Source organism: Stenotrophomonas sp. SKA14 (assembly GCF_000158575.1).
GTDB lineage: Bacteria > Pseudomonadota > Gammaproteobacteria > Xanthomonadales > Xanthomonadaceae > Stenotrophomonas > Stenotrophomonas forensis.
The window spans coordinates 3,846,598-3,869,615 of the sequence record NZ_DS999412.1; the positions used below are offsets into that span (position 1 = coordinate 3,846,598).

Consider the following 23,018-nt stretch of genomic DNA (forward strand, 5'->3'; position numbering starts at 1 on the left):
GACGGGGCCCGCGGTTCGCCTGCGAACCGTGGGGGGGCGATGGCGCGAATGCGATATCTCCCACCGTCAAGTCCTTGTCGCCTCCCCCCGCCCTCGCTACCCTGACCGGGCACTCCAGCGCTTCCCGACCCCGGCGACGATTTCCCCCGTCGGCACCCGGGGCCCGCGCGCTCCAACCTGGTCCGGCATGTCCAACTCCCGCTTCGTACATCTCCACGTCCACACCGAGTTCTCGCTGGCGGACTCGACCATCCGTGTGCCGGCCAAGCCGGACCAGGCCGACCCGAAGAAGGCCAAGCAGGCCAACCTGCTGTCGCGCTCGGTCGAGCTCGGCCTGCCCGCGCTGGCGGTGACCGACCTCAACAACCTGTTCGCCCTGGTCAAGTTCTACAAGGCCGCCGAAGGCGTGGGCATCAAGCCGATCGCCGGCGCCGACGTGCTGATCGCCGAGGAAGGCCAGGACCCCTGGCGGATGACCCTGCTGTGCCGCGACCGCGAGGGCTACCTGAGCCTGTCGCGGCTGCTGACCCGCGCCTGGATGGAAGGTCATCGCCCGGAAGGCGGCGTGGCCGTGCACCCGGACTGGCTGAAGGCCGGCAACGCCAACCTGTTCGCGCTGGCCGGGCGGCAGAGCCTGGCCGGGCGGCTGGCGCTGGACGGCAAGCATGAGCTGGCCGAGCAGCAGCTGGCCGACTGGCAGCGCGTGTTCGGCGATGGCCTGCACCTGGAACTGACCCGTACCGGCCGCGAAGGCGAGGAAACGTTCAACCAGTTCGCGCTGATGGCCGCCGGCCAGCGCGGCCTGCCGGTGGTGGCGAGCAACGATGTGCGCTTCCTGTCGCCGTCGAATTTCAGCGCGCACGAAGCGCGCGTGTGCATCTCCACCGGCCGCGTGCTGGACGACCCCAAGCGCCCGCGCGAGTACAGCGACCAGCAGTACCTGAAGTCGGCCGAGGAGATGTGTGCGCTGTTCGCCGACATCCCCGATGCGATCGACAACACGCTGGCGCTGGCCGAGCGCTGCAACATCGAGATGCGGCTGGGTACCTACTTCCTGCCCAACTACCCGGTGCCCGACGACGAGACCCTGGACACCTGGATCCAGAAGATGTCGCGCGATGGCCTGGAAGAACGCCTGGAGAAGAATCCGCTGGCGCCGGGCAAGACCCGCGAGGAGTACTTCGAACGCCTGGAGTTCGAGCTCAACACCATCATCAAGATGGGCTTCCCGGGCTACTTCCTGATCGTGGCCGACTTCATCCAGTGGGGCAAGAACCAGGGCATTCCGATCGGCCCCGGCCGTGGTTCGGGTGCCGGTTCGCTGGTGGCGTGGGCACTGAAGATCACCGATCTGGACCCGCTGCCGTACAACCTGCTGTTCGAGCGCTTCCTCAATCCGGAACGCGTGTCGATGCCCGACTTCGACATCGACTTCTGCATGGACCGCCGCGACGAAGTGATCGACTACGTCGCGCGCAAGTACGGTCGCGAACGCGTCAGCCAGATCATCACTTACGGCACCATGGCCGCCAAGGCGGTGGTGCGCGACTCCGGCCGCGTGCTCGGTTTCCCGTACGGCCTGGTCGACGGCGTTTCCAAACTGATTCCGAACATCCTCGGCATCCACCTGAAGGATGCGCTGGGCAAGGGCAAGGAAGGCCCCGGTTCGGAGATGGCCTCGCCGGAGCTGATCCAGCGCTACGAGACCGAGGACGATGTCCGCGACCTGATCGACCTGGCGCTGCAGCTGGAGGACCTGACCCGCAACGCCGGCAAGCACGCCGGTGGCGTGGTAATCGGGCCGGAGCCGCTGAGCGAGTTCTGCCCGCTGTACGCCGAACATGACGAGAACGGGCTCGGCAAGAACCCGGTCACCCAGTTCGACAAGAACGACGTGGAGGAAGTGGGCCTGGTGAAGTTCGACTTCCTCGGCCTGCGCACGCTGACCATCATCGACTGGGCGGTGAAGGCGATCAACAAGCGCCATGAGCGCGCCGGCATCCCGCCGGTGGACATCGCCGCGATTCCGCTGGACGACACGCCCACCTACAAGGACATCTTCGCCAACGGCAATACCGGCGCGGTGTTCCAGTTCGAATCCTCGGGCATGCGCCGCCTGCTGAAGGATGCGCGCCCCGACCGTTTCGAAGACCTGATCGCACTGGTGTCGTTGTACCGCCCCGGCCCGATGGACCTGATTCCCTCCTTCAACGCGCGTAAGCACGGGCAGGAAGAAATCATCTATCCCGATCCGCGCACCGAAGCGATCCTGAAGGACACCTACGGCATCATGGTGTACCAGGAGCAGGTGATGCAGATGGCGCAGATCGTCGGCGGCTACTCGCTGGGCGGCGCCGACCTGCTGCGCCGCGCGATGGGCAAGAAGGTGCCGGCGGAAATGGCCAAGCACCGCGAGATCTTCCGCGAAGGTGCGGCCAAGGACGGCGTGGACGAGGCCAAGGCCGATGCGATCTTCGACCTGATGGAGAAGTTCGCCGGCTACGGCTTCAACAAGTCGCACGCCGCTGCCTACGCGCTGGTCAGCTACCAGACCGCGTGGCTGAAGCGCCACTACCCGGCCGAGTTCATGGCCGCCACGCTGTCCTCCGACCTGGACAACACCGACAAGGTGGTCGGCTTCCTCGACGAGGTGCGCAACCTCGGCCTGACCGTGCTGCCGCCGAAGGTGAACCAGTCGGCCTTCATGTTCGAAGCGGTGACGCCGGACACCATCCAGTACGGCCTGGGCGCGATCAAGGGCGTCGGCCAGGGTGCCTGCGAAGCGGTGGTGGACGAGCGCCTGAAGGGCGGCGAGTACAAGGACCTGCTCGACTTCTGTACCCGCGTCGGTTCGGCCAAGCTCAACCGGCGCACGCTGGAAGCGATGATCAACTGCGGCGCACTGGACGAACTCGGCCATAACCGCGCCTCGCTGATGCTGCAGCTGCCGGAGGTGATCAAGGCCACCGACCAGATGGCGCGCGAACGTGCCTCGGGCCAGAACTCGCTGTTCGGCGGCCCCGACCCGAGCGCAACCACGATCCAGCTGGACCTGCCCGAAGCCGAGGAATGGCCGCTGCTTCAGCGCCTGAACGGCGAGCGCGACACGCTGGGCTTCTACCTCAGCGGCCACCCGTTCGATCCATGGCGCGACGATGTGCGCGACCTGGTCGGCAACGACCTGGGTTCGGTGGAGAAGATCTGGAGCGCCAACAGCGGCGGTGGCAGTGGCGGCGAAAAACGCTGGCGTCCGGAAGTGCAGACGGTGCTGGCCGGCCAGGTGGTCGGCGTGCGCCGCAAGGGCGAAAGCCAGATCTTCATCCAGCTCGAGGACGGCCGTGGCCGCGTCGAGTGCAGCGCGTTCTCCGACGCGATGGCCGAGTTCGGCCACCTGATGACCAAGGACCGCATCCTGGTGGTCAAGGGCGGCCTGCGCGAGGATGAGTTCAACGGCGGCTTCGCGCTGCGCATCCGCCAGGTCTGGGATTTCGACGAGGTCTGCGCCAACTACGCCACGCGGCTGTCGCTGCGCCTGGACCTGCGCCAGCAGCGCCCGGTCTGGGAACGCATCGATGCCCTGCTCGACCGCCATCGCCCGGGGCGCACCCCGCTGCGCCTGGACCTGCTGCTGAAAGGCCCACAAGGTGGCGTCGCCGGCATGCTTGATGTCTCCGGGCAGAGCGCGGTGCGCATCGATTCCAAGCTGATGGAGGCGCTGCGCGCCGACCCGGCCGTGCGCACGCTGAAGGTGCGCTACAGCCCGCCGTGGGCCAGCTGAGGCGGCCGCTCCGGTTTTCCTTTCACCCCTGTTTTCCCGTTCCAGATATCAAGGACGATTGCCGATGAAGACCCTGCTGTTCCCGTTCGCCGCCGCGCTGGCGCTGGCCGCCTGTTCGCCGTCGAAGATCGAGTTCCAGATCGACAATCCGACCGCCACGCCGCTGGCGCTGAGCATCGACGGCAAGGAGCTGCCGGTGGCCGCGCACGGTTCGCGCCCGATCTCGCTGGCCGTGGGCGAGCACCGCCTGCACAGCGAGAAACTCGGTGACGTGCGCTTCATCGTCTACGTCGACGGTCGTGGTGGCCTGATCAACCCGACCCTGAGCGAGTACGTCATCGCCCGCGAGGTCTATGTCACCGACGAGAGCAAGCTGAAGAACTTCGGCACCGGCAAGGCCGGCATCGAGCTGGGCGGGGTCAGCTTCGAAGGCCCGTTCGAGAAGAGCCACGCGCTGTTCATCGACAAGACCTGGACCTACGGCGTGCGCGAACCGTTCCCGAAGGAAAAGGTGGTGGCCCATGTCGACTCCAGCGGCGGCCAGATCGTGGCCAAGGTGTTCACCGCCCCCGACTTCATCACCTACGTGGAAGAAGGCATGGGCGAACCCGGCGCGTTCAAGCGCGAGCAGCCGGCCGGCTACGTGGCCCCGGTATTCAGCCTGGAACCGGCTCCGGCCAGCCTGCCGGCGCTGGTGCCCGCCTTCGAAGCCCATGCCGCGCCCCTGCGCGAGGTCTATGCGCGCTGGCTGAAGGCCACCACCGCCGATGAACAGAAGGCCCTGCGCAAGCAGGACTTCGCCGCGCAGATGGCCTTCACTTCGGCCACCGCCAGCCTCGGCAGCGGCCTGGGCCGGGAAGCCAACGAGGCCTACAACGACTTCGTCTCGCAGCGCAGCCAGCTGATGGGGCACAGCGCCCTGGTGGTGCCCTGAGCTGACTGGCGCCCCCTGCCCGGCTGCGCTACCGTCGCCTTCCAGACGAGGGCGTACGGGTGGTTTGCACGCATTCGGCTAGAATTCCCCTCTTCTTTACACGACGGCTTCCGATGAATCCGAACTACCTCGACTTCGAGCAACCCATCGCCGACCTGGAAGCCAAGATCCAGGAGCTGCGCAACGCCAGTGCCGGGCCGGCGGTCAATGTCGAGGCCGAAGTGCACGCGCTGCAGGACAAGCTGCGCATGCGCACCGCGCAGATCTTCCGCAACCTGACCTCGTGGCAGGTGCTGCAGCTGGCCCGCCACCCGTCGCGCCCGTACACCGCCGACTACCTGCGCATCATCTGCGATGAGTTCCAGGAGCTGGCCGGTGACCGCGCCTTCGCCGACGACAAGGCCATCATGGGCGGCCTGGCCCGCATCAACGGCCGCGCGGTGATGGTGATCGGCCACCAGAAGGGCCGTGACACCAAGGAGAAGATCAAGCGCAACTTCGGCATGCCCAAGCCGGAGGGCTACCGCAAGGCGCTGCGCCTGATGAAGATGGCCGAACGCTTCGGCCTGCCGGTGCTGACCCTGATCGACACCGCTGGCGCCTGGCCGGGCATCGACGCCGAATCGCGCGGCCAGTCCGAAGCGATCGCGCGCAACCTGATCGAGATGGCTGAACTGAAGGTGCCGATCATCTGCACCGTGATCGGTGAAGGCGGCTCCGGCGGCGCGCTGGCGCTGGGCGTGGGCGACCGCACGGTGATGCTGGAGTACTCGGTGTACTCGACCATCACCCCGGAAGGCTGCGCTTCGATCCTGTGGAAGGACGCCGGCAAGGCCAAGGACGCGGCCGAGCAGCTGGGCCTGACCGCCCCGCGCCTGAAGAGCCTGGGCCTGGTCGACAAGGTCGTGCGCGAGCCGACCGGCGGCGCACACCGCAACCCGATGCAGATGGCCAAGCGCCTGAAGGCCGTGCTGCTGAACGAACTGGACGCGCTGGAAAAGCTGTCCACCGAACAGCTGCTGGAACAGCGCTACACCCGCCTGCGCAGCTACGGCACGTACGAAGCTGCCTGAGGTAGTGCCGGCCGCTGGCCGGCAGCAGACCAACCCGGTAGTGCCGGCCGCTGGCCGGCAACAGGCAGGTAATTGCAGGAACGAAAAGAGCCGGGCAGATGCCCGGCTCTTTTAATTTACGCCCTGGCGGCATCCACGCATGGCGTGGATCTACCGGGTGCAGATGACCCCGCCTCAGAACGGCTTGGCCAGCACCAGCCACACGATCGGAATGAACGCCAGCAGCGGAATCTCGTTGATCCAGCGCAGCGCGCGCGACGACGGCAGCGCCCTGCCCTTGGCCACGCCCTTCAGCAGGCGCCCGATCCAGATGAAATACGCCAGCAGCAGCGCCACCAGCCCCAGCTTGGCATGCAGCCAGCCGGCACCGCCCGGTGCCACCATGGTCGGGAAATCGGGGATGACCTTGTAGCCCAGCCACAGCACCAGGCCCAGCAGGAAGGCCAGGCCGAACATCGAATGGCCGAAGCGGTACAGGCGCAGGCCCATCAGCTGCAGGCGCTCGGTCACGGCCGGCTGGCCTGCGGTCTCGGCCAGGTTGACCAGGATGCGCGGCAGGTAGAACACCGTGGCCATCCACGCCACCACGAACACGATGTGGAAGGTCTTCACCCAGTAGTAGCTCTGCATGCGCTTGCTCCGGCGGCTGGCGTAGATGGGCGGTCATTCTCGCATGCTGTGGCGAAGCCACTGCAGGTACGCACGCCGCGACACATCGACGCATGGCGCGCCGCAACACCGTACGATAGGCGCCGTTTTCCCCGATCGCGCACCGCCCCATGGACAAGACCTACGACGCCGCCTACTTCCAGCGCTGGTACCGCCGCGCCGACATCGGCGGCAGCGCCCGCCTGGCGCGCAAGGTGGCCTTGGCCGTGGCCAGTGCCGAGTACTACCTGGAACGACCGATCCGCAGCGTGCTGGACATCGGCTGCGGCGAAGGCGCCTGGCGCGCACCGCTGCTGAAGCTGCGTCCGAAGGTCGAATACCTCGGCTTCGACAGCAGCGAGTACGCTGTGCGCCGCTACGGCCGCACCCGTAACCTGCATCTGGCCCGCTTCGGTGATTTCGCCTGGTTGCGGCCCTGCGCCCCTGTCGACCTGCTGGTCTGCTCGGACGTGATGCACTACGTGCCCAACCGCGAACTGCGCGCCGGCCTGGCCGGCGTTGCCGAGCTGACCGGCGGCGTGGCCTTCCTGGAAACCTTTGCCGCCGAGGACGCGTTCGAAGGCGATCACGACGGCTTCCAGACCCGCCCGGCGCGCTGGTACCGGCGCGAACTGGCCCGCCACGGCCTGCAGCCGGTAGGGTCGCACTGCTGGCTCGGCCCCGCCCTGGCAGGCGATACGGCCGCGCTGGAACGGATGTGAATCCGGATTCATTATTTTCAGCCAACTTAACCTGCGGGACACCCGGATGGGATATGCTGCGCGGCAACATATGACCATACATATTCGGTCGTCATGCTCTATCAACTGCACGAACTGACCCGCAACCTGCTCGCCCCCTGGGTGCACCAGGCCCAGGCCAACGCCAAGTTCTTCGCCAACCCGGGCCACTGGTGGTCGCAGATGCCGGGTGCCGATCGCCTGGCCGCGGTCAACGAGTTGTTCCATCGCATCGGCAAGGATTACGAGAAGCCCGAGTGGGGCATCAACGAAATCGACGTCGATGGCGAGCGCGTGCCGATTGTCGTGCACGAGGAAGTGAGCAAGCCGTTCTGCAAGCTGCTGCGCTTCAAGCGCCACAGCAATGAAGCCGACCAGCTGCACACCATGCTCAACCAGCCGTTCGTGCTGGTGGTGGCGCCGCTGTCCGGCCACCACGCCACCCTGCTGCGCGATACCGTGCGCACGCTGCTGCGCGACCACCGCGTGTACGTCACCGACTGGGTGGATGCGCGCATGGTGCCGTCCAGCGAAGGCGAGTTCGGCCTGGACGACTACATCGCCTACATCCAGGAATTCATCCGCCACCTCGGCGTTGAGCGCCTGCATGTGGTGAGCGTGTGCCAGCCGACCGTGCCGGTACTGGCTGCGGTTTCGCTGATGGCCAGCCGTGGCGAACCGACGCCGCGCACGCTGGTGATGATGGGCGGCCCGATCGATGCGCGCTGCAGCCCGACCGCAGTGAACAACCTGGCCACGCAGAACCCGCTGTCGTGGTTCGAGAACAACGTCATCCACACCGTGCCGCCGAGCTATCCTGGCGCCGGCCGCCGCGTGTATCCGGGCTTCCTGCAGCATGCAGGCTTCCTGTCGATGAACCCCAGCCGCCATTTCAGCTCGCACTGGGATTTCTACACCGACCTGGTCAAGGGCGACCTGGAAGACGCCGACGCGCACCGTCGTTTCTATGACGAGTACAACGCGGTGCTGGACATGCCGGCCAAGTACTACCTGGACACCATCCGCGTGGTGTTCCAGGACTTCCTGCTGCCGCGTGGCGAGTGGGTGGTCAACGGCGAGAAGGTCGATCCGTCGGCCATCCGCGACACGGCGCTGCTGAGCATCGAGGGCGAGCTGGACGACATCGCCGGCCTCGGCCAGACCGAAGCGGCGCAGGCACTGTGCACCGGCATCAGCGCAGACCGCCGCGAGCATTTCATCGTCGAAGGTGCCGGTCACTACGGCATCTTCAGCGGCCGCCGCTGGCGCGAAGTGGTGTACCCGAAGGTGCGCGACTTCTTCGCCGCGCATGCCGAGGCGCCGGCGGCGAGGGCCACGAAGAAGAAGAGCAACGTGACCCCGCTGCGCCGCAAGGCGGGGTAATTCGCCCATGGTGGGTGCCGACCTTGGTCGGTACGACTTGGTAGTTGCCAACCTTGGTTGGCGCTCTACCGTCAATCCCGGCATCTGATGGATTGTGCCAACCAAGGTTGGCACCTACCCACGCGTGGGCTCCTGCTTACAGCCGCACCAGCAGGTTCTTGGCGATCAATCCGTGCAGCTTGCCGATGCCGCGTGCCAGGTGCATGGTCAGCACCAGCAGCAGCGCACCCACGGCGGCAACCACGATCGCTACCAGCGGCGAGGCCGCCGTCGGCAGCACATTCACGCCGTCCACATAGATTCCCGGAATGTCGCCGCTGAAGATCGCCGCCACCGGTGCCCAGATCATGCCCAGCGACAACGACAGCAGCGTCACCGCGATGGTGAAGTAGATGATGCCCAGCGGCAGCATCAGCACGAAGTACAGCAGGGTCAGCCAGGTGCGGCCGTCGGTGAACATGTCGCCGATGCGCTGCAGCGCGGTGCGGCTGCGGTCGGTGTAGCGCGGACGGCGCGGCATGCGTTCGCCCAGCAGTGCTTCCACCAGCCGCCCCTCCAGCAGTGCCAGCCCGCGCACCGAGCCGAAGAACAGCACCGTCAGCGGAATGCCGATGATCAGGATCAGCAGGCCCAGCGACAGCGACAGGCCGGTCACCACCCAGGTGAAGAAGAAGATGCCGGTGGCCAGCGACAGCAGCATGTAGAACAACGCGCCATAGGTGTGTGGATCGGCTACCACGCCGAAGAAGCGCGCCAGCAGCGAGCGCTGAACCGGCGCCGGCGGCGGTGCGGCCGGCTCGAAGCCGCTGGCCTCGGCTGCCGCACGCAGCATCGGCGCGGTATCCGCACGCGGCGTGCGCAGCGCGCGGTTCACCGTCACTTCGGTCTCGCGGTAGATCTCGGCCACTTCGTCCGGCGCGCCATAGCTGCCGGCGACGTCGGCGATCACCTCGGCCTCGCTGCGGCCGGGCTGCGCAGCCAGCTCCGAACGCAGGTATTCCTCGGCGTCGTACAGGGCGTCCTGCACCATCGCCGGATCGGCACCTTCCAGCGCCGCGCGCAGCTGCGCCAGGTACTGCGGAATGGTGGTCGGCAGGGCACGGCCTGCCATGCTCGGGTCGTTCATTGCGGTACCCCCTCCAACACGGAATCGACGGAATCGCGGGTGGCCTGCCAGGCCTGGCGCCACTGCGCCAGCACCTCGCGGCCACGTTCATTGATGCGGTAGTAGCGCCGCGGCGGCCCGCTACTGGACGGCTCCACATGGCTTTCCAGCAGGCCGGCGCCCTCCAGGTTGCGCAGCACCGGGTACAGCGCGCTCTGCTTGCCGCTCAGCACGCCCTCGCCCACCCGCTCCAGCTCCTTGGCAATCAGGTAGCCGTACAGCGGCTCCCCGGCGCGGGCCAGCACTGCCAGCAGGGCCAATGACACCGTGCCGGCGCTCAGCTCCTTCTGGAACTTCTTCAGGTGGACGTCGTCTTCGGCCATGGCCGGCCCTCCACTACGTTGAAGTCCACAATAGTGCGAAGTTCGGTATAGCGAATGTGTCGTTAGTCATCGTGCCGGTTGGCGTGGCCGGAGCGCTCGCGCAGAATCGAAGCCTCGTTCATGTTCCGGGGTTCCCATGCCGCACCGCCGTCGCCTTACCCTGACCGCCCTCGCCCTGTCCTGCCTGCTGCCCGCGCTGGCCAACGCGGCCACGCCCTACCGCAGCCCGCAGCAGATCCTCGACGCGTCGGCGGCCAGCGACTGGCGCACCCCGGACCCGGCCAACCTGCTGTACATGGACCTGCCGGCCGGCCGGGTGATCATCGAGCTGGCGCCGCAGTTCGCCCCGCGCCATGTCGCCAACATCCAGACTTTCGCGCATGAGCACTTCTGGGATGGCACCAGCATCTACCGCTCACAGGACAACTTCGTGGTGCAGTTCGGCGATGCCGACGCCGATGACGCGGCCAAGGCCAAGCCGTTCGGCAGCGCCGAACGCAAGCTGCCGGCCGAATTCGAACGCGCCAGCGCCGGCCTGAAGGTGAGCGTGTTGCCGGACAGGGATGGCTGGGCGGCGCAGACCGGCTTCGTCGACGGCTTCCCGGTCGGCCAGGACCCGCAGGCCGGCAAGGCCTGGCTGGCGCACTGCTACGGCATGCTGGGCGCCGGCCGCAGCAACGAGGAAGACAGCAGCATCGGCGCTGAACTCTATGTGGTGACCGGCCAGTCGCCGCGCCAGCTGGACCGCAACATCACCCTGGTCGGCCGCGTGCTGAAGGGGATGGAACTGCTCAGTGCAACCCCGCGCGGCCCGGCGCCGATGGGTTTCTACACCGACCCGAAGCTGCGTACGCCGATCGTGTCGATCCGCCGCGCCAGCGATGTGCCGGCGGCCGAGCGCACGCCGATCCAGGTGCTGCGTACCGATTCGAAGACCTTCGCCGAAACGGTGGAGGCGCGACGCAATCGTGTGGATGATTTCTACAAGCGCCCGGCGGGGCATATCGATCTCTGCAATATTCCGGTGCCGGTGAGGTAACACCGTTGCAGGTTCTGCGCGTGGCGCGTGCTGAAGGCGCTTCACCTTTCATGAGCGTTACTTTTCTTTTCGCGCGAAAAGAAAAGTAACCAAAAGAAGCGCGCCGCCAGATCGCGAGCCGCCGTGCTTCGCACGTCGGTTCCCTGCGCTTCTCGGTGAATCAGGGGGCGGTGCCGAACTCGCTGCGCTCAGACATCGGCACCTCTTCGCCCCTGATTCCCCTGCGATGCTCGGCTCGCTCAAGGCGGATCCAAGATCAAAGGCCGCAGCTGCACCCAGTAGATCCACGCCATGCGTGGATGCCTTTGCCGTTGATCTTGACCTTCCAGTCCGCCTTGAGCGAGCCGAGCACCGCAGGTCCGGCGAGGGCGAAGAGGCGCGGGTGTTTGAGCGCAGCGAGTTCCCGCGCCGTCCCTCGGCGGGCCGAGGAGCGCAGGGGACCGGTGCGCAGCACCGGCTCGCGACCTGGCGGCGTGTTTCTTTGGTTACTTTCTTTGCACGAGCAAAGAAAGTGACACCTCCCCGCAGGCGCGGAAAAGGGCTGCCGGGCAGCGCCCGGCACTACCAGTGCGTCGACGCCCTCAGCCCTTCTGGCTCACCGCCACGCTCCCCAGAATCAACGCACCGGCAATCAGCATCTGCACCGTCACCGCTTCCCCCAGGAACAACCACGCGAACGCCGCACCGAACAGCGGAATCAGGTAGGTCACCGTCGATGCGCGCGACGGGCCGATGCGACCGATCAGGCGGTAGAACATCAGGAACGCCAGGCCGGTACAGGCCACGCCCAGCGCAATCGCTGCACCCCACGCCTTCAGCGGAATCGCCGCCTGCGGCCAGTGACTCACCGCCATTGGCAGCATCCACAGCGAGGCGCACGACAGCGTGGCCGCTGCTGCGGCCGCCGATGGCAGGCCGGTCATGTGCCGCTTCACCAGGTTCACGCCGAGGCCATACAACAGCGACGCCGCAGCGCCGGCGATTACCGCGGTGCCGATGCTCAGGCCGGACACCTTGGCCGTGGCCAGCACCACCACGCCGGCAAATCCGACCAGCAACGCGCCGGCGCGGCGCATGCCGATCTTCTCGCCGAAGAACAGGAAGGCGATCAGCGCGGCGAACAGCACCGTCATCGCATTGCAGATCGCGCCGATCGCAGCCGGTGCCTGCTCGGCGGCATAGGCGAACAGCACGAACGGCAGCGCCGAATTGATCAGGCCGATCGGTGCCAGCCACAGCCAGCGCCGCGCCGGGAACTGCGCGCGGGCACGCCACAGGAACGGCAGCAACACCAGCGCGCCCAGTACCAGCCGCACCTCGACCAGCGCGAACGGGCCGAACGAAGGCACCGCCACCCGCATGAACAGGAACGAGCAGCCCCAGATGGCACCCAGCAGGGTCAGTTCCAGCGGCGTGCGCCAGTCGCGCTCGGCCGCCTGTGGGACCGCGTTCATGCCCTGCCTCCGTCCATCATCGGTTCCTCGCCAAGGCACACAGGGTCGGGCGAAGACGCCCGCCACACAAGCGCGTAGTATCACTGCCAGCCACAAATATGGTTTGAGGCTGGACATGCAGCTACGCCCTTCCCTGCTCCCCGCGCTGGCCGTGTTCGCGGTCGCCGCGCGCCACCAGAACTTCGCCCAGGCCGCGCAGGAACTGCACCTGACCGCCAGCGCGGTCAGCCATCATGTGCGCCGCCTGGAGGAAGTGCTGGAGACGCGCCTGTTCCTGCGCCATGCGCGCGGGGTCCGGCTGACCGCCGAGGGCCGGCAGCTGGCCGATGCCGCCAGCGCCGCCTTCACCGATGTTGCCGCCGTCGCCCACCACCTGCATCCCGCTGCGGACAGCGTGCCACTGCGGATCACCACGCTGCGCTCGTTGTCGTACTGCTGGCTGCTGCCCCGGCTGCCGCGCTTCACCCAGGCCCACCCGCACATCCGCATCGAGCTGCATACCGGCAGCGGGCTGGATCGCTACGACGACAATGGCCCGGAGGTGGGTATCCGTTACGGACTTGGGCAGTGGCCGGGCCTGCGCGCGCAGCACCTGATGGACGACTATCTGTTCCCGGTGGCGTCACCGGCGCTTGCCGGCGTTGAATCCCTGGCCGATCCGGCACGCATCGCCGGCTTGCCACTACTGACCGATCTGTCGCCGCAGGGCTGGCGCGACTGGTTCCGCCATGCCGGCGTGCGCCCGCCCTCGCCGCTGCCGCCGATGCATACCTTCGCCGACAGTACCGATGCGATGCGCGCCGCGGTGTACGGCATGGGCGCGGTGCTGGCGCGCACCCACATCGCCCAGCCCTACCTGCAGCGCTACGAGGTGGTACGCCTGCCCGGACCGGCGCTGAAGGCGCGCTACGCGTATCACGTGGTGCACGCGGAAGGGCAACCGCCAAGCCAGGCCGCGCACCTGTTCATCGACTGGCTGCTGGAGCAGGCGCAGGACGAACGCACGCCGATTCCCGCCTTGCCGGACAGCCTGCTGGGACGCCCACCCACGCACGCCTGACTGCGCCCTCACCCGCTCTTTGCTTCGCGCTGGCTAGGCTGCTGTCGAACCCTACAACGTACCTATGCCATGGCCATGCTGCGACTGCGCATCACCGGAACCGAAGACGACGCCCGCGCCATCAGCGATCTGCTGCTCGGCCTGGAGGGCATCGAACACGTCGAGGAAACCGACGACCTGATGCAGCACATGGACGACGACGACTCCAGCTCGGCCGGGCTGTCCGATGACATCGGCCCGGGCATCCATGAACTGGAAGTGGAAGTCGGCAATGAAAGCACCGCGCAGAAGGTGCGCGATGCGGTGCAGGAACTGGCACTCGAGCTGGACGTGTTCGTCGAATACGAAACCGACGAAGGCTGATAGCCGCAGTGCCGGCCAAGGGCCGGCACCCCGCGAACGGATCAGGAAGTGGGCGGCAGCTTGCGGCGACGACGGCGGCGCAACCACGCGCGCACGGCCCAGGCGGCGATCAATGCCAGCACGCCCACCGGCAGCAACGCGGCGGCGGCACGGATCAGGAACGCAACGCTGGTGCTGAGGATGCTGCCCGATTCACTCAGGGCTTCGCCGATCTCACTGCGGCTGCGCTGGCCGGAGGTGGTATCGAAATGGAGCGTCACCAGCTGGGTATCGATGCGGCGGCGCTGCTGTGCGGCCTCCTTGTTGGCCTGCTCGACGCCGGCCTCGATCTCCGACAGGCGCGTGGTGATCGCCATCAGGTCCTCGACCTTCAGATCCTTGCGGTCCTGGTAGGACAGCAGCCGCGCATGCTCCTTCTCCAGCCGCGCCCTGGTCAGCGCGGTGTCGGCCACCTGCTGCGCGAGGTCCTCGGCGCGCGTACTGCGTGACTGCAGCGTGCCGCCCTCGCCGGCCATGGCGATCAACGGCTCGGTACCCTTGGGCGCGATACGCACCTTGACCTCACCACTGGGCTGCTCGCCACTGCGCTGGTCGACCTGCAGCACCGCACAGTCGCCGAACGTCGCGCTCTGGCAGGCCTGGGCGATCTGCCGGATGCGGGGCGCGATCTGCGCCGCGTCCAGCTGTACCTGCACGTCATGCTCGTAGGCGAGGAATGCACCTTCCGGCGAAGCAACGGCGGCGTCGGCCACACTGGCGCCTGCTTCCGCCGCCCGCTGGCCACTCTGGGCGCAGGCAGCCAGCGCCAGCAGCAGGACCGGCATCGCCGCAGTGCGCGTCCACGCACGCAGCGGCCTCAAAGCGCAGCTCCGTCGTAGGACATCACCGCCAGCGTGGCCAGTTCCACCTGCGGTACGCAGCGCACGTTCACCGCCACCATCGGCGCGCCGGTACGCGGATCCACTGCTTCGCTGTAGGGCGCGATGCCGCATTCGCGGCAATGGTGGTGGTCGATGTGCGCCTTGTTGAAGTGGTAGGTGGCCACGTCAGCCGGGTCGGTGGTCAGCTGGAATGCCTCGCGCGGGGCGAACCACAACAGGCCGCCGCGGCGTCGGCACATCGAGCAGTTGCAGTCGATGACATCGCTGATCGGCGTTTCGGCCTGCACGGTGAATGCGATCCTGCCGCAATGGCAGCTTCCCTGGTATTCCATGTCCTGCGCTCCGCTGGAGAGTCCTTGTCGGCGCCCATGGTAATCCTATGGCACGGGGACAAAGCAGCCCCAGCGGCCTATGCTCGGGGTTTGACCCTGTACAGGAACGCCGATGCGCCCGCATCTTCTTGCCCTCGCCCTGGTCGCTGCCCTGGCCGGCTGCCAGCCGGCCGACGCCCCGACCACCGGTTCGACCCCGGCCGCCAGCCAGCAGGCCGGTGACGCCGCCGTCGATGCCGCCTTCGCCGATCTGTCCAAGCGCGCCCTGGACACCTGGATGCAGCTGTCGCCGGTCAGCGCCACCCAGATCGGCGACCATCGCTACGACAGCGAGCTGGACGACCTGAGCGCTGCCGGCCAGCAGAAGACCGTGGCCGCCTACAAGGTGCTGCTGGGCGAGCTGGACAAGATCGAGGTGGCCAAGCTGGGCCGCGAGAACCAGGTGGACGCGGCGATCCTGCGCAACCAGCTGCAGTCGGAAATCTGGAATGCCGAAGTACTGCAGTCCGGCAAGTGGGACCCGCAGCTGTACAACGGCATTGCCGGCAGCGCGATCTATGGCCTGATGGCACGCGAGTTCGCGCCGCTGCCGGAGCGCCTGAAGTCGGCCACCGCGCGCATGGAAAAGCTGCCGGCGATCTTCGCCCAGGCCCGCGAGAACCTGGACCCGGCCCGCGTGCCGAAGATCCACGCCGAGACGGTCGCCAAGCAGAACAAGGGCATCCTCAGCATCGTCGATACCTTCATCACCCCGCACATCGGTGAACTGCCGCAGGCCGACCAGCAGCGCCTGCAGGCCGCCATCGACGGCCTGAAGAAGGCAGTGGACGAGCAGCAGACCTGGCTGGACAAGACCCTGGTGCCGAACGCCAAGGGCGATTTCCGCATCGGTGCGGAAAAGTACGACCAGAAGCTGAAGTTCGCGCTGAGTTCGTCGCTGTCGCGCCAGGAGATCGGTGAGCGCGCGCGCGCCGAACTCAAGCGCGTGCGCGAAGACATGTATGGCATCGCGCAGACCGTGCTGAAAGACAAGCCGGGTGCGCCGGAGATGCCGGCCCAGCCGACCGACGAACAGCAGCAGAAGGCGATCGAAGCCGCGCTGGAGCTGGCCTACGCCGACAAGCCGGCACGCGACAAGGTGGTTGACGATGCCAAGGCCGCGCTGGAGCAGTCCACCGCGTTCGTGCGCGAACACGACCTGGTGACCCTGCCCGACGCGCCGGTGGACATCATCCTGATGCCGGAATTCCAGCGTGGCGTGGCCGTGGCCTACTGCGATTCGCCGGGCCCGCTGGACAAGAACCTGAAGACCTTCTACGCCGTGTCGCCGATTCCGGACGACTGGAGCGAAAAGCAGGTCGACTCGTTCCTGCGTGAGTACAACTCGCGCATGATCCACCTGCTGAGCATCCACGAAGGCACCCCGGGCCACTACCTGGAGGGCTGGCACTCGGCCAAGTTCCCCTCCACCCTGCGCGCGGTGCTGCGTTCGGGCCTGTTCGCCGAAGGCTGGGCGGTCTACACCGAGCGCATGATGCAGGAGCAGGGTTACCTCAACAACGACCCGCTGTTCCACCTGGTGCAGCTGAAGTTCTACCTGCGCACGATCTCCAACGCGATCCTCGACCAGGGCGTGCACGTGGACAACTGGGATCGCGAAAAGGCGATGCACCTGATGACCCACGACGCGTTCCAGCAGGAAAGCGAAGCGGCCGGCAAGTGGGTGCGTGCACAGCTGACCTCGGCGCAGCTGCCGACCTACTTCGTCGGTGCGCAGGAACACTTCGATACGCGCAAGGCGGTGCAGGAAAAGCTGGGCGACAAGTTCAACCTGAAGGCGTACCACGACCAGGTGCTGTCCTACGGCGCACCGCCGGTGCGCTTTGCCCGCCAGCTGATGCTGGACCAGCCGATCGAGTGATCGGAGCGGTCTGAAGTGAACCAGAACGGCCCGGGCAAACCCGGGCCGTTTCTACATGCGGTGTCTGCATGCGGTGGAGGAAGGCGTGATTGCATCACGCACCGGCAACATGCCCGGGCGCATCGTTCGTCCGGCTCCCCCTTCCACCGGTTTCCATGTCGATTCCTCTGCTCCGTCTTGCACTGCTGCCCACGCTGCTGGCCAGCGCCTGCACGTTCGCTGCCTGCCCGTCGCCGCCGGCCGGGCAACCCGACATCCGCGCCCTGGGCTACTACACCGACAAGGCCGGCTCGGTGATCGATCCGGTATTGCACCAGCAGAATCACGATGCCACCGCCCCGCTGGACCGCTATGCCGCCGACGTGGCGCGCATGAGCGACGACTACCTGCGCGACGGTGACCCGGCCGCCGCGCAGTGCACGCTCGCCTGGCTCGGCGCCTGGGCGAAGGATGGCGCGATGCTCGGGCAGATGATCCGGGTCAACAACGATCAGTCGTTCTACATGCGGCAGTGGATGCTTGATGCGGTGGCCATGGCCTACCTGAAGGTGCACGACCAGGCAGGCCCGCAGCAGCGCGCGCGCATCGATCCGTGGCTGCAGCAGCTGGCGCGCGCCAACCTGGCGTACTGGGACAATCCGAAACGGCGCCGCAACAACCACTACTATTGGGGGGCCTGGGCGTGCTGGCCACCGGTCTGGCCACCGATGACGACGCCCTGTGGCAGGCCGGCCACGCCGCCTTCCAGAAGGGCATCGATGACATCCAGGACGATGGCAGCCTGCCGCTGGAAATGGCGCGCGGGCAACGCGCCCTGCATTACCACGACTACGCGCTGGCGCCACTGGTGATGATGGCCGAACTGGCGCGGCTGCGCAGCCAGGACTGGTACGCCAGCCGGGATCACGCCATCGACCGCCTTGCCCGACGCGTCATCGAAGGCAGCAAGGACCCCGCGTGGTTCAACCAGCAGACCGGCGTTGCACAGCTGCCGCTGCAGGCCAGCGGCTGGGTCGAGTTCTACCGGTTGCGCTCACCCGATGGTGGCCTGTTCGACGCGGCGCACGCACGCGGGCCGTTCCACTCGCCGCGGCTGGGGGGCGACCTCACCCTGATGGCCACGCACGGCATCGTGCGCGCGCCGCTGCGTTAGCGGCGTGGCTCAGCGGGCTGCCGGATGCAGCAGACGGTGGAATTCGGCGACGGTGCAGCCCTGTGCCGCGCAACCCGGCACACGCAGCGCGACACGGCCCGGCGGCTGCGCCTCGGTCAGCGACTGCGCATCACGCAGCTGCGCGCTGGTCGGGTAGACGTAAGCCAGGCGGATACGCTCCACGCCGCTGTGGCGGTCACGCCAGCGCTCGAACTGCAGCAGGCCACCGATCGGTGTCTTCTCGTACTGCCCCGGCAGCGTGTAGTCGCTGATTCCCAGCGCCGGCAGCACGGAACCGATGTTGGAATCGTGGCCAACCAGCAGCATCACCTTCGGCGAGGCCGGATCTTCGAACAACGCGCCCAATCGTTCCAGCAGCGGCCCGGCCACATCCCGTGCCACCTCGGGTGTTCCGAACAGGATGTCCTGGTAGCGGTTGCGGATCTGCGCCAGTGCCTGCCATTGCGCCTCCGTATTCAACCGGCCCCAGCCTTCGCGCGGAATGCCACTTCCCTGGTAGTGCTCCATCAGCAGGGCATCGACCAGCCCGTTGGCCAACGCCACTGATCCGGAGACGCGCGGCTCCTGGCCCGGCTCAGCGCTGAAGCGGGTGTCGGCCAGTGTCAGATGGCAGTCACTGTGGCCCTCGCAGGCCGCGGACTGCGGATAGCGGGTGATCGCCTCCGCCACGGCCAGTGCCGGCGCCAGATCCGATGCGGCCAAGGCCTGCTGCATCGCCGACTGCGCGCGTTCGCGGAAGGCCGCGTCATCGCGGTGGATCACCGGATTGAACAGCGGGTCCATCGTGCCCAGCGGCATGCGCTGCTCGACCGTGACATGGCAGCCCGGGAAAGCGCCGGCAACGAAAAACTGCGCGGTGGCCTGGGTACGCTGCAGGCTGTTGGCATGGGCGTGGAAGTCGGCCGGCTGCGGGCAATCCGACACCGGCAACAGCTGCGCCTGCCGCAGCCACTGGCCCATGTAGCGGCCCATGTAGACCTCCAGAACGCCGCCCTTGGTGGTCAGCTCACCCGCAGCGACGTCCCAGCGCGGCCAGGTTTCCGGTGTCGCGTTGGCGAGAGCGCCGGAGGCCACCACCGGCGCGCGCAGGTTGTGGCGGCTGAGCAGGACGACCTGCTCGAGCTGGTCGCCTTCCACCGGCGCTGTCGCCGCCATTGCGGCGGGAGTCGCCAGGCTGAGTGCCAGCAGCAGGGCAATCACTGATCGGCCGCCACGAAGCCACCGGTCTGCCGCGCCCACAACCGCGCATACAGGCCGCCGGCCGCAATCAGTTCAGCATGGGTACCCGTCTCGACGATGCGTCCCTGGTCCATCACCACCAGCCGGTCCATGCGCGCGATGGTCGACAGCCGGTGCGCGATCGCGATCACCGTCTTGCCACCCATCAGTTCGTCCAGGCTGTCCTGGATCGCCGCTTCCACTTCCGAATCCAGCGCCGAGGTCGCCTCGTCCAGCACCAGGATCGGTGCGTCCTTCAGCAGCACGCGGGCAATGGCGATGCGCTGGCGCTGGCCACCGGACAGCTTCACGCCACGCTCGCCGACATGCGCGTCGTAGCCTCGACGGCCCTGCCCGTCCACCAGCGTATCGATGAAGGCTTCGGCACGCGCCTTGGCCACGGCGGCACGCAGCTGGTCCTCGGTGGCGTCCGGGCGACCGTACAGCAGGTTGTCGCGGATCGAACGATGCAGCAGCGAGGTGTCCTGGGTGACCACGCCGATCTGCTGGCGCAGGCTTTCCTGGGTGACATGCGCAATGTCCTGGTCATCAATCAGGATGCGGCCGCTTTCCAGGTCGTACAGGCGCAGCAGCACGTTGACCAGGGTCGATTTGCCGGCGCCGGACGGGCCGACCAGGCCGATCTTCTCGCCCGGCTTCACCACCAGGTCCAGGCCGGCGATCACGCCACCCTTCTTGCCATAGTGGAAGTGGATGTCCTGGAAATGCACGCCGCCGCGGGTCACCTGCAGCGGCACCGCATCCTCGCGGTCCTGCACGGTCAGCGGCTGGGCGATGGTGGTGATGCCATCCTGCACCGTGCCGATGTCCTCGAAGATGCCGTTGATGGTCCACATGATCCAGCCGGACATGTTGTGGATGCGGATCACCAGGCCGGTGGCCAGGGTGATCGCGCCGACCGTGATGTGGCCGCCGTTCCACAGCCACAGCGCCAGCCCGCAGGTACCGGCAATCAGGAAGCCGTTGACGATGGCGATGGTCAGGTCCATGCCGGTGGTGATGCGGGTCTGTGCGCGGTGCTTGACCGCCAGTTCCTGGATCGACTCGGCCACGTAGGCCTGCTCGCGCCCACCATGGGCGAACAGCTTCAGCGTGGGGATGTTGGTGTAGCCATCGACGATGCGGCCCATTGCCTTGGAGCGCGCTTCGGAAGCGATCCAGGCCCGTTCCTTCGCGCGCGGCACAAAGTAGGCCAGGATGACCGCGTAGGCCAGCAGCCACAGGATCAACGGCAACATCAGCCGCCAGTCGGCCTGCGCGAACAGGTACAGCGCGGTGCCGGTGTAGACCACGATGTACCAGAGCGAATCGACCATCTGCACCGCCGACTCGCGCAGCGAGGTGCCGGTCTGCATCACCCGGTTGGCGACGCTGCCGGCAAAGTCGTTCTGGAAGAAGCTCAGGCTCTGCCGCACCACGTAGTTGTGCATCAGCCAGCGCGATCGGTTGCTCAGGCCCGGCACGATGGCCTGGTTGACCAGCAGGTTGTGCAGGCCGACCAGGATCGGCCGCGCGATGACCGTGATGAACAGCATCCAGCCCAGTTCATTGGCGTGGCGCTTGAAGAAATCGGCACCGGGCTGCTCGGCGACCATGTCGACGATGCGGCCCAGGTAATCGAACATTGCCACTTCCACCAGCGCCAGCAGCAGGCCGGCAATGAGCGTGGCCAGCAGCACCGGCCACACCGGGCGCAGGTAGTGCAGGTAGAACGGCAGCACCTTGCGCGGTGGCATCCGCCCGTCCACGGGCGGGAACACTGGAATCAGGGATTCAAACCAACGGAACATTGCATTCCCTCGCCTCTTGCAAGCGGCGGAGTATCCCACGATGGATGTGTACGCCAGCCGATGATCGCCACCGCTCCGGTAGTGCCGGCCGCTGGCCGGCAAGCTCATGATCTGCGGAAACGTCGCGAGGTTGCCGGCCAGCGGCCGGCACTACCCTTGTTCCTTGACCGGGGTGAACAGCAGGTCCTGGAAATCGAAGCTGAAATCGGTCAGGTCGGAGATCGGCTGCATGCGCACGTCGCGTACCTTGCCGTCCGGGTCCAGGGTGAAGTTCACGAACGCGTCGGCGTTGAGCGAGCGATCATCCCAGCGCACGATGAAGGTGTCGTGCTGCCAGTGCTCCAGGCGACCGCTCAGCTGCGCGGTCTTCATGAAGCGCAGGCGCAGGCCCTTGCCCTCGCTGCTGACCTGCATGTCGCCATACCAGCGGTCGCGGAACGTCCCGGTGTAGCCGGCCAGCGCCAGCGACGGCGTGCTGCGCTTGTCCCGCGCGGCCTGGTGCTTGGCCCAGGCTTCATCCGCCTTGTCCTGGCCCTTGGCCACGGCCTTGGCGTAGGCATCGACCCAGTCGTGCTTCTCCCCGCCCAGATAGGCATCGAGCACGCTCAGGGTGATCGCGTTGAACGCCGCACCCACTTCCTGGTTGGTCAGCACTACCACGCCCAGCTTCTCGCCCGGCACCAGGGTCAGCCGCGAGACCATGCCCGGCCAGCCACCGGTGTGCCAGACCAGCTTCTGGCCGCGGTAATCGCTCAGGCTCCAGCCTTCGCCATAGCCGGCAAAGTTGGCCCGCGCCGGGGCCAGCTCCGGCACGCTTGGTGCCGGGATCGACTGCGGCGTGATCATCCGCCACATCTGCTGCTGGCTCTTCTCGGTGAACAATGGCGAGCCATCGGCCAGCTTGCCTTCGGCCAGCTGCACCTGCATCCAGCGCGCCATGTCGTGCACGCTGGAATAGATGCCTCCGGCGCCGGCATTGTTCGACCAGGTCAGTGGCGCAACGGTGCGCAGGTCCTTGAAATCGTACTTGGCGTGGCCGACCGCCGCCGTGTCGCCCGGCTTCAGGTGATCGGCGTTGTAGCGCGTGCCGGCCATGCCGACCTTGTCGAAGATGCGGGTCTGCAGGAACTGCTGGTAGCTCATGCCCGAGACGTGCTCGATCACCTGCTGGGCCACCGCGTACAGGATGTTGTCGTAGGCATAGCTTTCGCGGAAACCGCCCTTCAGCGGCACCTGGCCCAGCCGCTGCACCACTTCGGCGTTGCTGTAGGACGTGGTCGGCCAGAACAGCAGGTCTCCGGCGCCCAGGCTCAGGCCACTGCGGTGCGAGAGCAGGTCGCGGATCGTCATCTGTCCGGTCACGAACGGGTCGGACATGCGGAACGACGGCAGGTGGTCGATCACCTTGTCGTCCATCTTCAGCTTGCCGTCTTCGGCCAGCAGGTTCAGCGAAGTGGCAGTGAACGCCTTGGTGTTGGACGCAATGGCGAACAGCGTGTCGGCCTGCACCGGCTCCGGCTTGCCCTGCTCGCGCACGCCCCAGCCGCGTTCCAGCACCACCTGACCATCCTTGACCACGGCCACGGCAATGCCGGGCACGTCGAACTGCGCGCGCACGCGCTCGACCGTCGCATCCAGATCCTGCAGCGGCGTCGGGGTCGACGCGCTCGCCATGGTCGTGCAGGCCAGCAGCACGGCGCCTCCAATCCAGGTTTTCATCC

18 protein-coding genes and 1 pseudogene are annotated in these 23,018 nt (G+C 67.0%); 10 read left to right on the plus strand and 9 right to left on the minus strand.

Annotated features, from left to right (window positions below; translation table 11 throughout):
* Nucleotides 1–187 precede the first annotated feature (187 nt).
* The 3 genes from dnaE to SSKA14_RS17410 all read left to right on the plus strand — a co-directional run bounded on the left by dnaE (nt 188) and on the right by SSKA14_RS17410 (nt 5,785).
* Complete coding sequence (gene dnaE, locus SSKA14_RS17400; RefSeq protein WP_008267563.1) at nt 188–3,778, plus strand: DNA polymerase III subunit alpha; 3,591 nt, start codon at nt 188–190, stop codon at nt 3,776–3,778.
* Nucleotides 3,779–3,842: 64 nt separating this feature from the next.
* Nucleotides 3,843–4,712, plus strand: a complete 870-nt coding sequence (locus SSKA14_RS17405; protein ID WP_008264758.1) for a hypothetical protein — start codon at nt 3,843–3,845, stop codon at nt 4,710–4,712.
* Between the two features lie 113 nt (nt 4,713–4,825).
* Nucleotides 4,826–5,785, plus strand: a complete 960-nt coding sequence (locus tag SSKA14_RS17410) for an acetyl-CoA carboxylase carboxyltransferase subunit alpha (RefSeq protein WP_006426759.1) — start codon at nt 4,826–4,828, stop codon at nt 5,783–5,785.
* Nucleotides 5,786–5,959: 174 nt separating this feature from the next.
* Here SSKA14_RS17410 and SSKA14_RS17415 read toward each other — a convergent pair whose 3' ends face one another.
* Nucleotides 5,960–6,415 (minus strand): CopD family protein, encoded by a 456-nt coding sequence (locus tag SSKA14_RS17415; RefSeq protein ID WP_008267516.1) that lies wholly within the window; start codon nt 6,413–6,415, stop codon nt 5,960–5,962.
* 149 nt (nt 6,416–6,564) lie between these two features.
* Between SSKA14_RS17415 and SSKA14_RS17420 the strand changes: the two genes are divergently transcribed.
* Nucleotides 6,565–7,155, plus strand: coding sequence for a class I SAM-dependent methyltransferase (locus SSKA14_RS17420; protein ID WP_008268407.1), 591 nt, complete (start codon nt 6,565–6,567; stop codon nt 7,153–7,155).
* Between the two features lie 93 nt (nt 7,156–7,248).
* Nucleotides 7,249–8,556 carry a polyhydroxyalkanoate depolymerase gene (gene phaZ, locus SSKA14_RS17425; protein WP_008264614.1) on the plus strand — a complete coding sequence of 436 codons (1,308 nt, stop codon included), beginning with the start codon at nt 7,249–7,251 and terminating at the stop codon, nt 8,554–8,556.
* 136 nt (nt 8,557–8,692) lie between these two features.
* On the opposite strand, the gene SSKA14_RS17430 is transcribed toward phaZ, so the two are convergent.
* Nucleotides 8,693–9,682 carry a sensor domain-containing protein gene (locus SSKA14_RS17430; RefSeq protein ID WP_008264608.1) on the minus strand — a complete coding sequence of 330 codons (990 nt, stop codon included), beginning with the start codon at nt 9,680–9,682 and terminating at the stop codon, nt 8,693–8,695.
* A complete protein-coding gene (locus tag SSKA14_RS17435; RefSeq protein ID WP_008264579.1) occupies nt 9,679–10,044 on the minus strand; it encodes a PadR family transcriptional regulator in 366 nt (121 codons plus the stop codon). The genes SSKA14_RS17430 and SSKA14_RS17435 overlap by 4 nt, the downstream gene beginning before the upstream one ends.
* Before the next feature lie 136 nt (nt 10,045–10,180).
* On the opposite strand from SSKA14_RS17435, the gene SSKA14_RS17440 reads away from it, so the two are divergent.
* Nucleotides 10,181–11,083, plus strand: coding sequence for a peptidylprolyl isomerase (locus tag SSKA14_RS17440; protein WP_008267870.1), 903 nt, complete (start codon nt 10,181–10,183; stop codon nt 11,081–11,083).
* A 581-nt stretch (nt 11,084–11,664) separates the two neighbouring features.
* On the opposite strand, the gene SSKA14_RS17445 is transcribed toward SSKA14_RS17440, so the two are convergent.
* Nucleotides 11,665–12,537: a DMT family transporter gene (locus tag SSKA14_RS17445; protein WP_008266584.1), complete on the minus strand. Its 873-nt coding sequence runs from the start codon at nt 12,535–12,537 to the stop codon at nt 11,665–11,667.
* Nucleotides 12,538–12,652: 115 nt separating this feature from the next.
* Here SSKA14_RS17445 and SSKA14_RS17450 point away from each other — a divergent pair, with 115 nt between their 5' ends.
* Nucleotides 12,653–13,597: a LysR substrate-binding domain-containing protein gene (locus SSKA14_RS17450; RefSeq protein WP_008268348.1), complete on the plus strand. Its 945-nt coding sequence runs from the start codon at nt 12,653–12,655 to the stop codon at nt 13,595–13,597.
* Nucleotides 13,598–13,666: 69 nt separating this feature from the next.
* Nucleotides 13,667–13,960 (plus strand): hypothetical protein, encoded by a 294-nt coding sequence (locus SSKA14_RS17455; protein ID WP_008266360.1) that lies wholly within the window; start codon nt 13,667–13,669, stop codon nt 13,958–13,960.
* 41 nt (nt 13,961–14,001) lie between these two features.
* Here the strand turns inward: SSKA14_RS17455 and SSKA14_RS17460 are convergent, their stop codons facing one another.
* Both SSKA14_RS17460 and SSKA14_RS17465 read right to left on the minus strand, forming a co-directional pair.
* Nucleotides 14,002–14,820: a DUF4349 domain-containing protein gene (locus tag SSKA14_RS17460; protein ID WP_040008303.1), complete on the minus strand. Its 819-nt coding sequence runs from the start codon at nt 14,818–14,820 to the stop codon at nt 14,002–14,004.
* On the minus strand, nt 14,817–15,173 hold the full coding sequence (locus tag SSKA14_RS17465) for a GFA family protein (RefSeq protein WP_008265329.1): 357 nt from the start codon (nt 15,171–15,173) through the stop codon (nt 14,817–14,819). The genes SSKA14_RS17460 and SSKA14_RS17465 overlap by 4 nt, the downstream gene beginning before the upstream one ends.
* 112 nt (nt 15,174–15,285) lie before the next feature.
* Between SSKA14_RS17465 and SSKA14_RS17470 the strand changes: the two genes are divergently transcribed.
* Together SSKA14_RS17470 and SSKA14_RS17475 are read left to right on the plus strand one after the other, a co-directional pair.
* A complete protein-coding gene (locus tag SSKA14_RS17470) occupies nt 15,286–17,094 on the plus strand; it encodes a DUF885 domain-containing protein (RefSeq protein ID WP_008264516.1) in 1,809 nt (602 codons plus the stop codon).
* 155 nt (nt 17,095–17,249) lie between these two features.
* Nucleotides 17,250–18,247, plus strand: a pseudogene (locus tag SSKA14_RS17475) (polysaccharide lyase).
* Nucleotides 18,248–18,256: 9 nt separating this feature from the next.
* Here the strand turns inward: SSKA14_RS17475 and agp are convergent.
* The 3 genes from agp to SSKA14_RS17490 form a co-directional block, all read right to left on the minus strand.
* Nucleotides 18,257–19,468, minus strand: a complete 1,212-nt coding sequence (gene agp, locus SSKA14_RS17480) for a bifunctional glucose-1-phosphatase/inositol phosphatase (protein ID WP_008268336.1) — start codon at nt 19,466–19,468, stop codon at nt 18,257–18,259.
* On the minus strand, nt 19,465–21,297 hold the full coding sequence (gene smrA / locus SSKA14_RS17485; protein WP_040008305.1) for a multidrug efflux ABC transporter SmrA: 1,833 nt from the start codon (nt 21,295–21,297) through the stop codon (nt 19,465–19,467). Before smrA ends, agp begins: the two co-directional genes overlap by 4 nt.
* Nucleotides 21,298–21,447: 150 nt before the next feature.
* Entirely contained in the window at nt 21,448–23,016 is a 1,569-nt protein-coding gene (locus SSKA14_RS17490) for a serine hydrolase (RefSeq protein ID WP_008267024.1), read from the minus strand.
* Between the last annotated feature and the right edge of the window lie 2 nt (nt 23,017–23,018).

What these genes read in the sequence shown, in the direction of transcription:
- SSKA14_RS17405 (WP_008264758.1), top strand. Translation starts at nt 3,843, where the DNA reads ATGAAGACCCTGCTGTTCCCGTTCGCCGCCGCGCTGGCGCTGGCCGCC.
- dnaE (WP_008267563.1), top strand. Translation starts at nt 188, where the DNA reads ATGTCCAACTCCCGCTTCGTACATCTCCACGTCCACACCGAGTTCTCG.
- phaZ (WP_008264614.1), top strand. Translation starts at nt 7,249, where the DNA reads ATGCTCTATCAACTGCACGAACTGACCCGCAACCTGCTCGCCCCCTGG.
- SSKA14_RS17445 (WP_008266584.1), bottom strand. Translation starts at nt 12,537, where the DNA reads ATGAACGCGGTCCCACAGGCGGCCGAGCGCGACTGGCGCACGCCGCTG.
- SSKA14_RS17435 (WP_008264579.1), bottom strand. Translation starts at nt 10,044, where the DNA reads ATGGCCGAAGACGACGTCCACCTGAAGAAGTTCCAGAAGGAGCTGAGC.
- SSKA14_RS17410 (WP_006426759.1), top strand. Translation starts at nt 4,826, where the DNA reads ATGAATCCGAACTACCTCGACTTCGAGCAACCCATCGCCGACCTGGAA.
- SSKA14_RS17455 (WP_008266360.1), top strand. Translation starts at nt 13,667, where the DNA reads ATGGCCATGCTGCGACTGCGCATCACCGGAACCGAAGACGACGCCCGC.
- smrA (WP_040008305.1), bottom strand. Translation starts at nt 21,297, where the DNA reads ATGTTCCGTTGGTTTGAATCCCTGATTCCAGTGTTCCCGCCCGTGGAC.
- SSKA14_RS17490 (WP_008267024.1), bottom strand. Translation starts at nt 23,016, where the DNA reads ATGAAAACCTGGATTGGAGGCGCCGTGCTGCTGGCCTGCACGACCATG.
- SSKA14_RS17465 (WP_008265329.1), bottom strand. Translation starts at nt 15,173, where the DNA reads ATGGAATACCAGGGAAGCTGCCATTGCGGCAGGATCGCATTCACCGTG.
- SSKA14_RS17470 (WP_008264516.1), top strand. Translation starts at nt 15,286, where the DNA reads ATGCGCCCGCATCTTCTTGCCCTCGCCCTGGTCGCTGCCCTGGCCGGC.
- SSKA14_RS17440 (WP_008267870.1), top strand. Translation starts at nt 10,181, where the DNA reads ATGCCGCACCGCCGTCGCCTTACCCTGACCGCCCTCGCCCTGTCCTGC.
- SSKA14_RS17415 (WP_008267516.1), bottom strand. Translation starts at nt 6,415, where the DNA reads ATGCAGAGCTACTACTGGGTGAAGACCTTCCACATCGTGTTCGTGGTG.
- SSKA14_RS17450 (WP_008268348.1), top strand. Translation starts at nt 12,653, where the DNA reads ATGCAGCTACGCCCTTCCCTGCTCCCCGCGCTGGCCGTGTTCGCGGTC.
- SSKA14_RS17430 (WP_008264608.1), bottom strand. Translation starts at nt 9,682, where the DNA reads ATGAACGACCCGAGCATGGCAGGCCGTGCCCTGCCGACCACCATTCCG.
- SSKA14_RS17420 (WP_008268407.1), top strand. Translation starts at nt 6,565, where the DNA reads ATGGACAAGACCTACGACGCCGCCTACTTCCAGCGCTGGTACCGCCGC.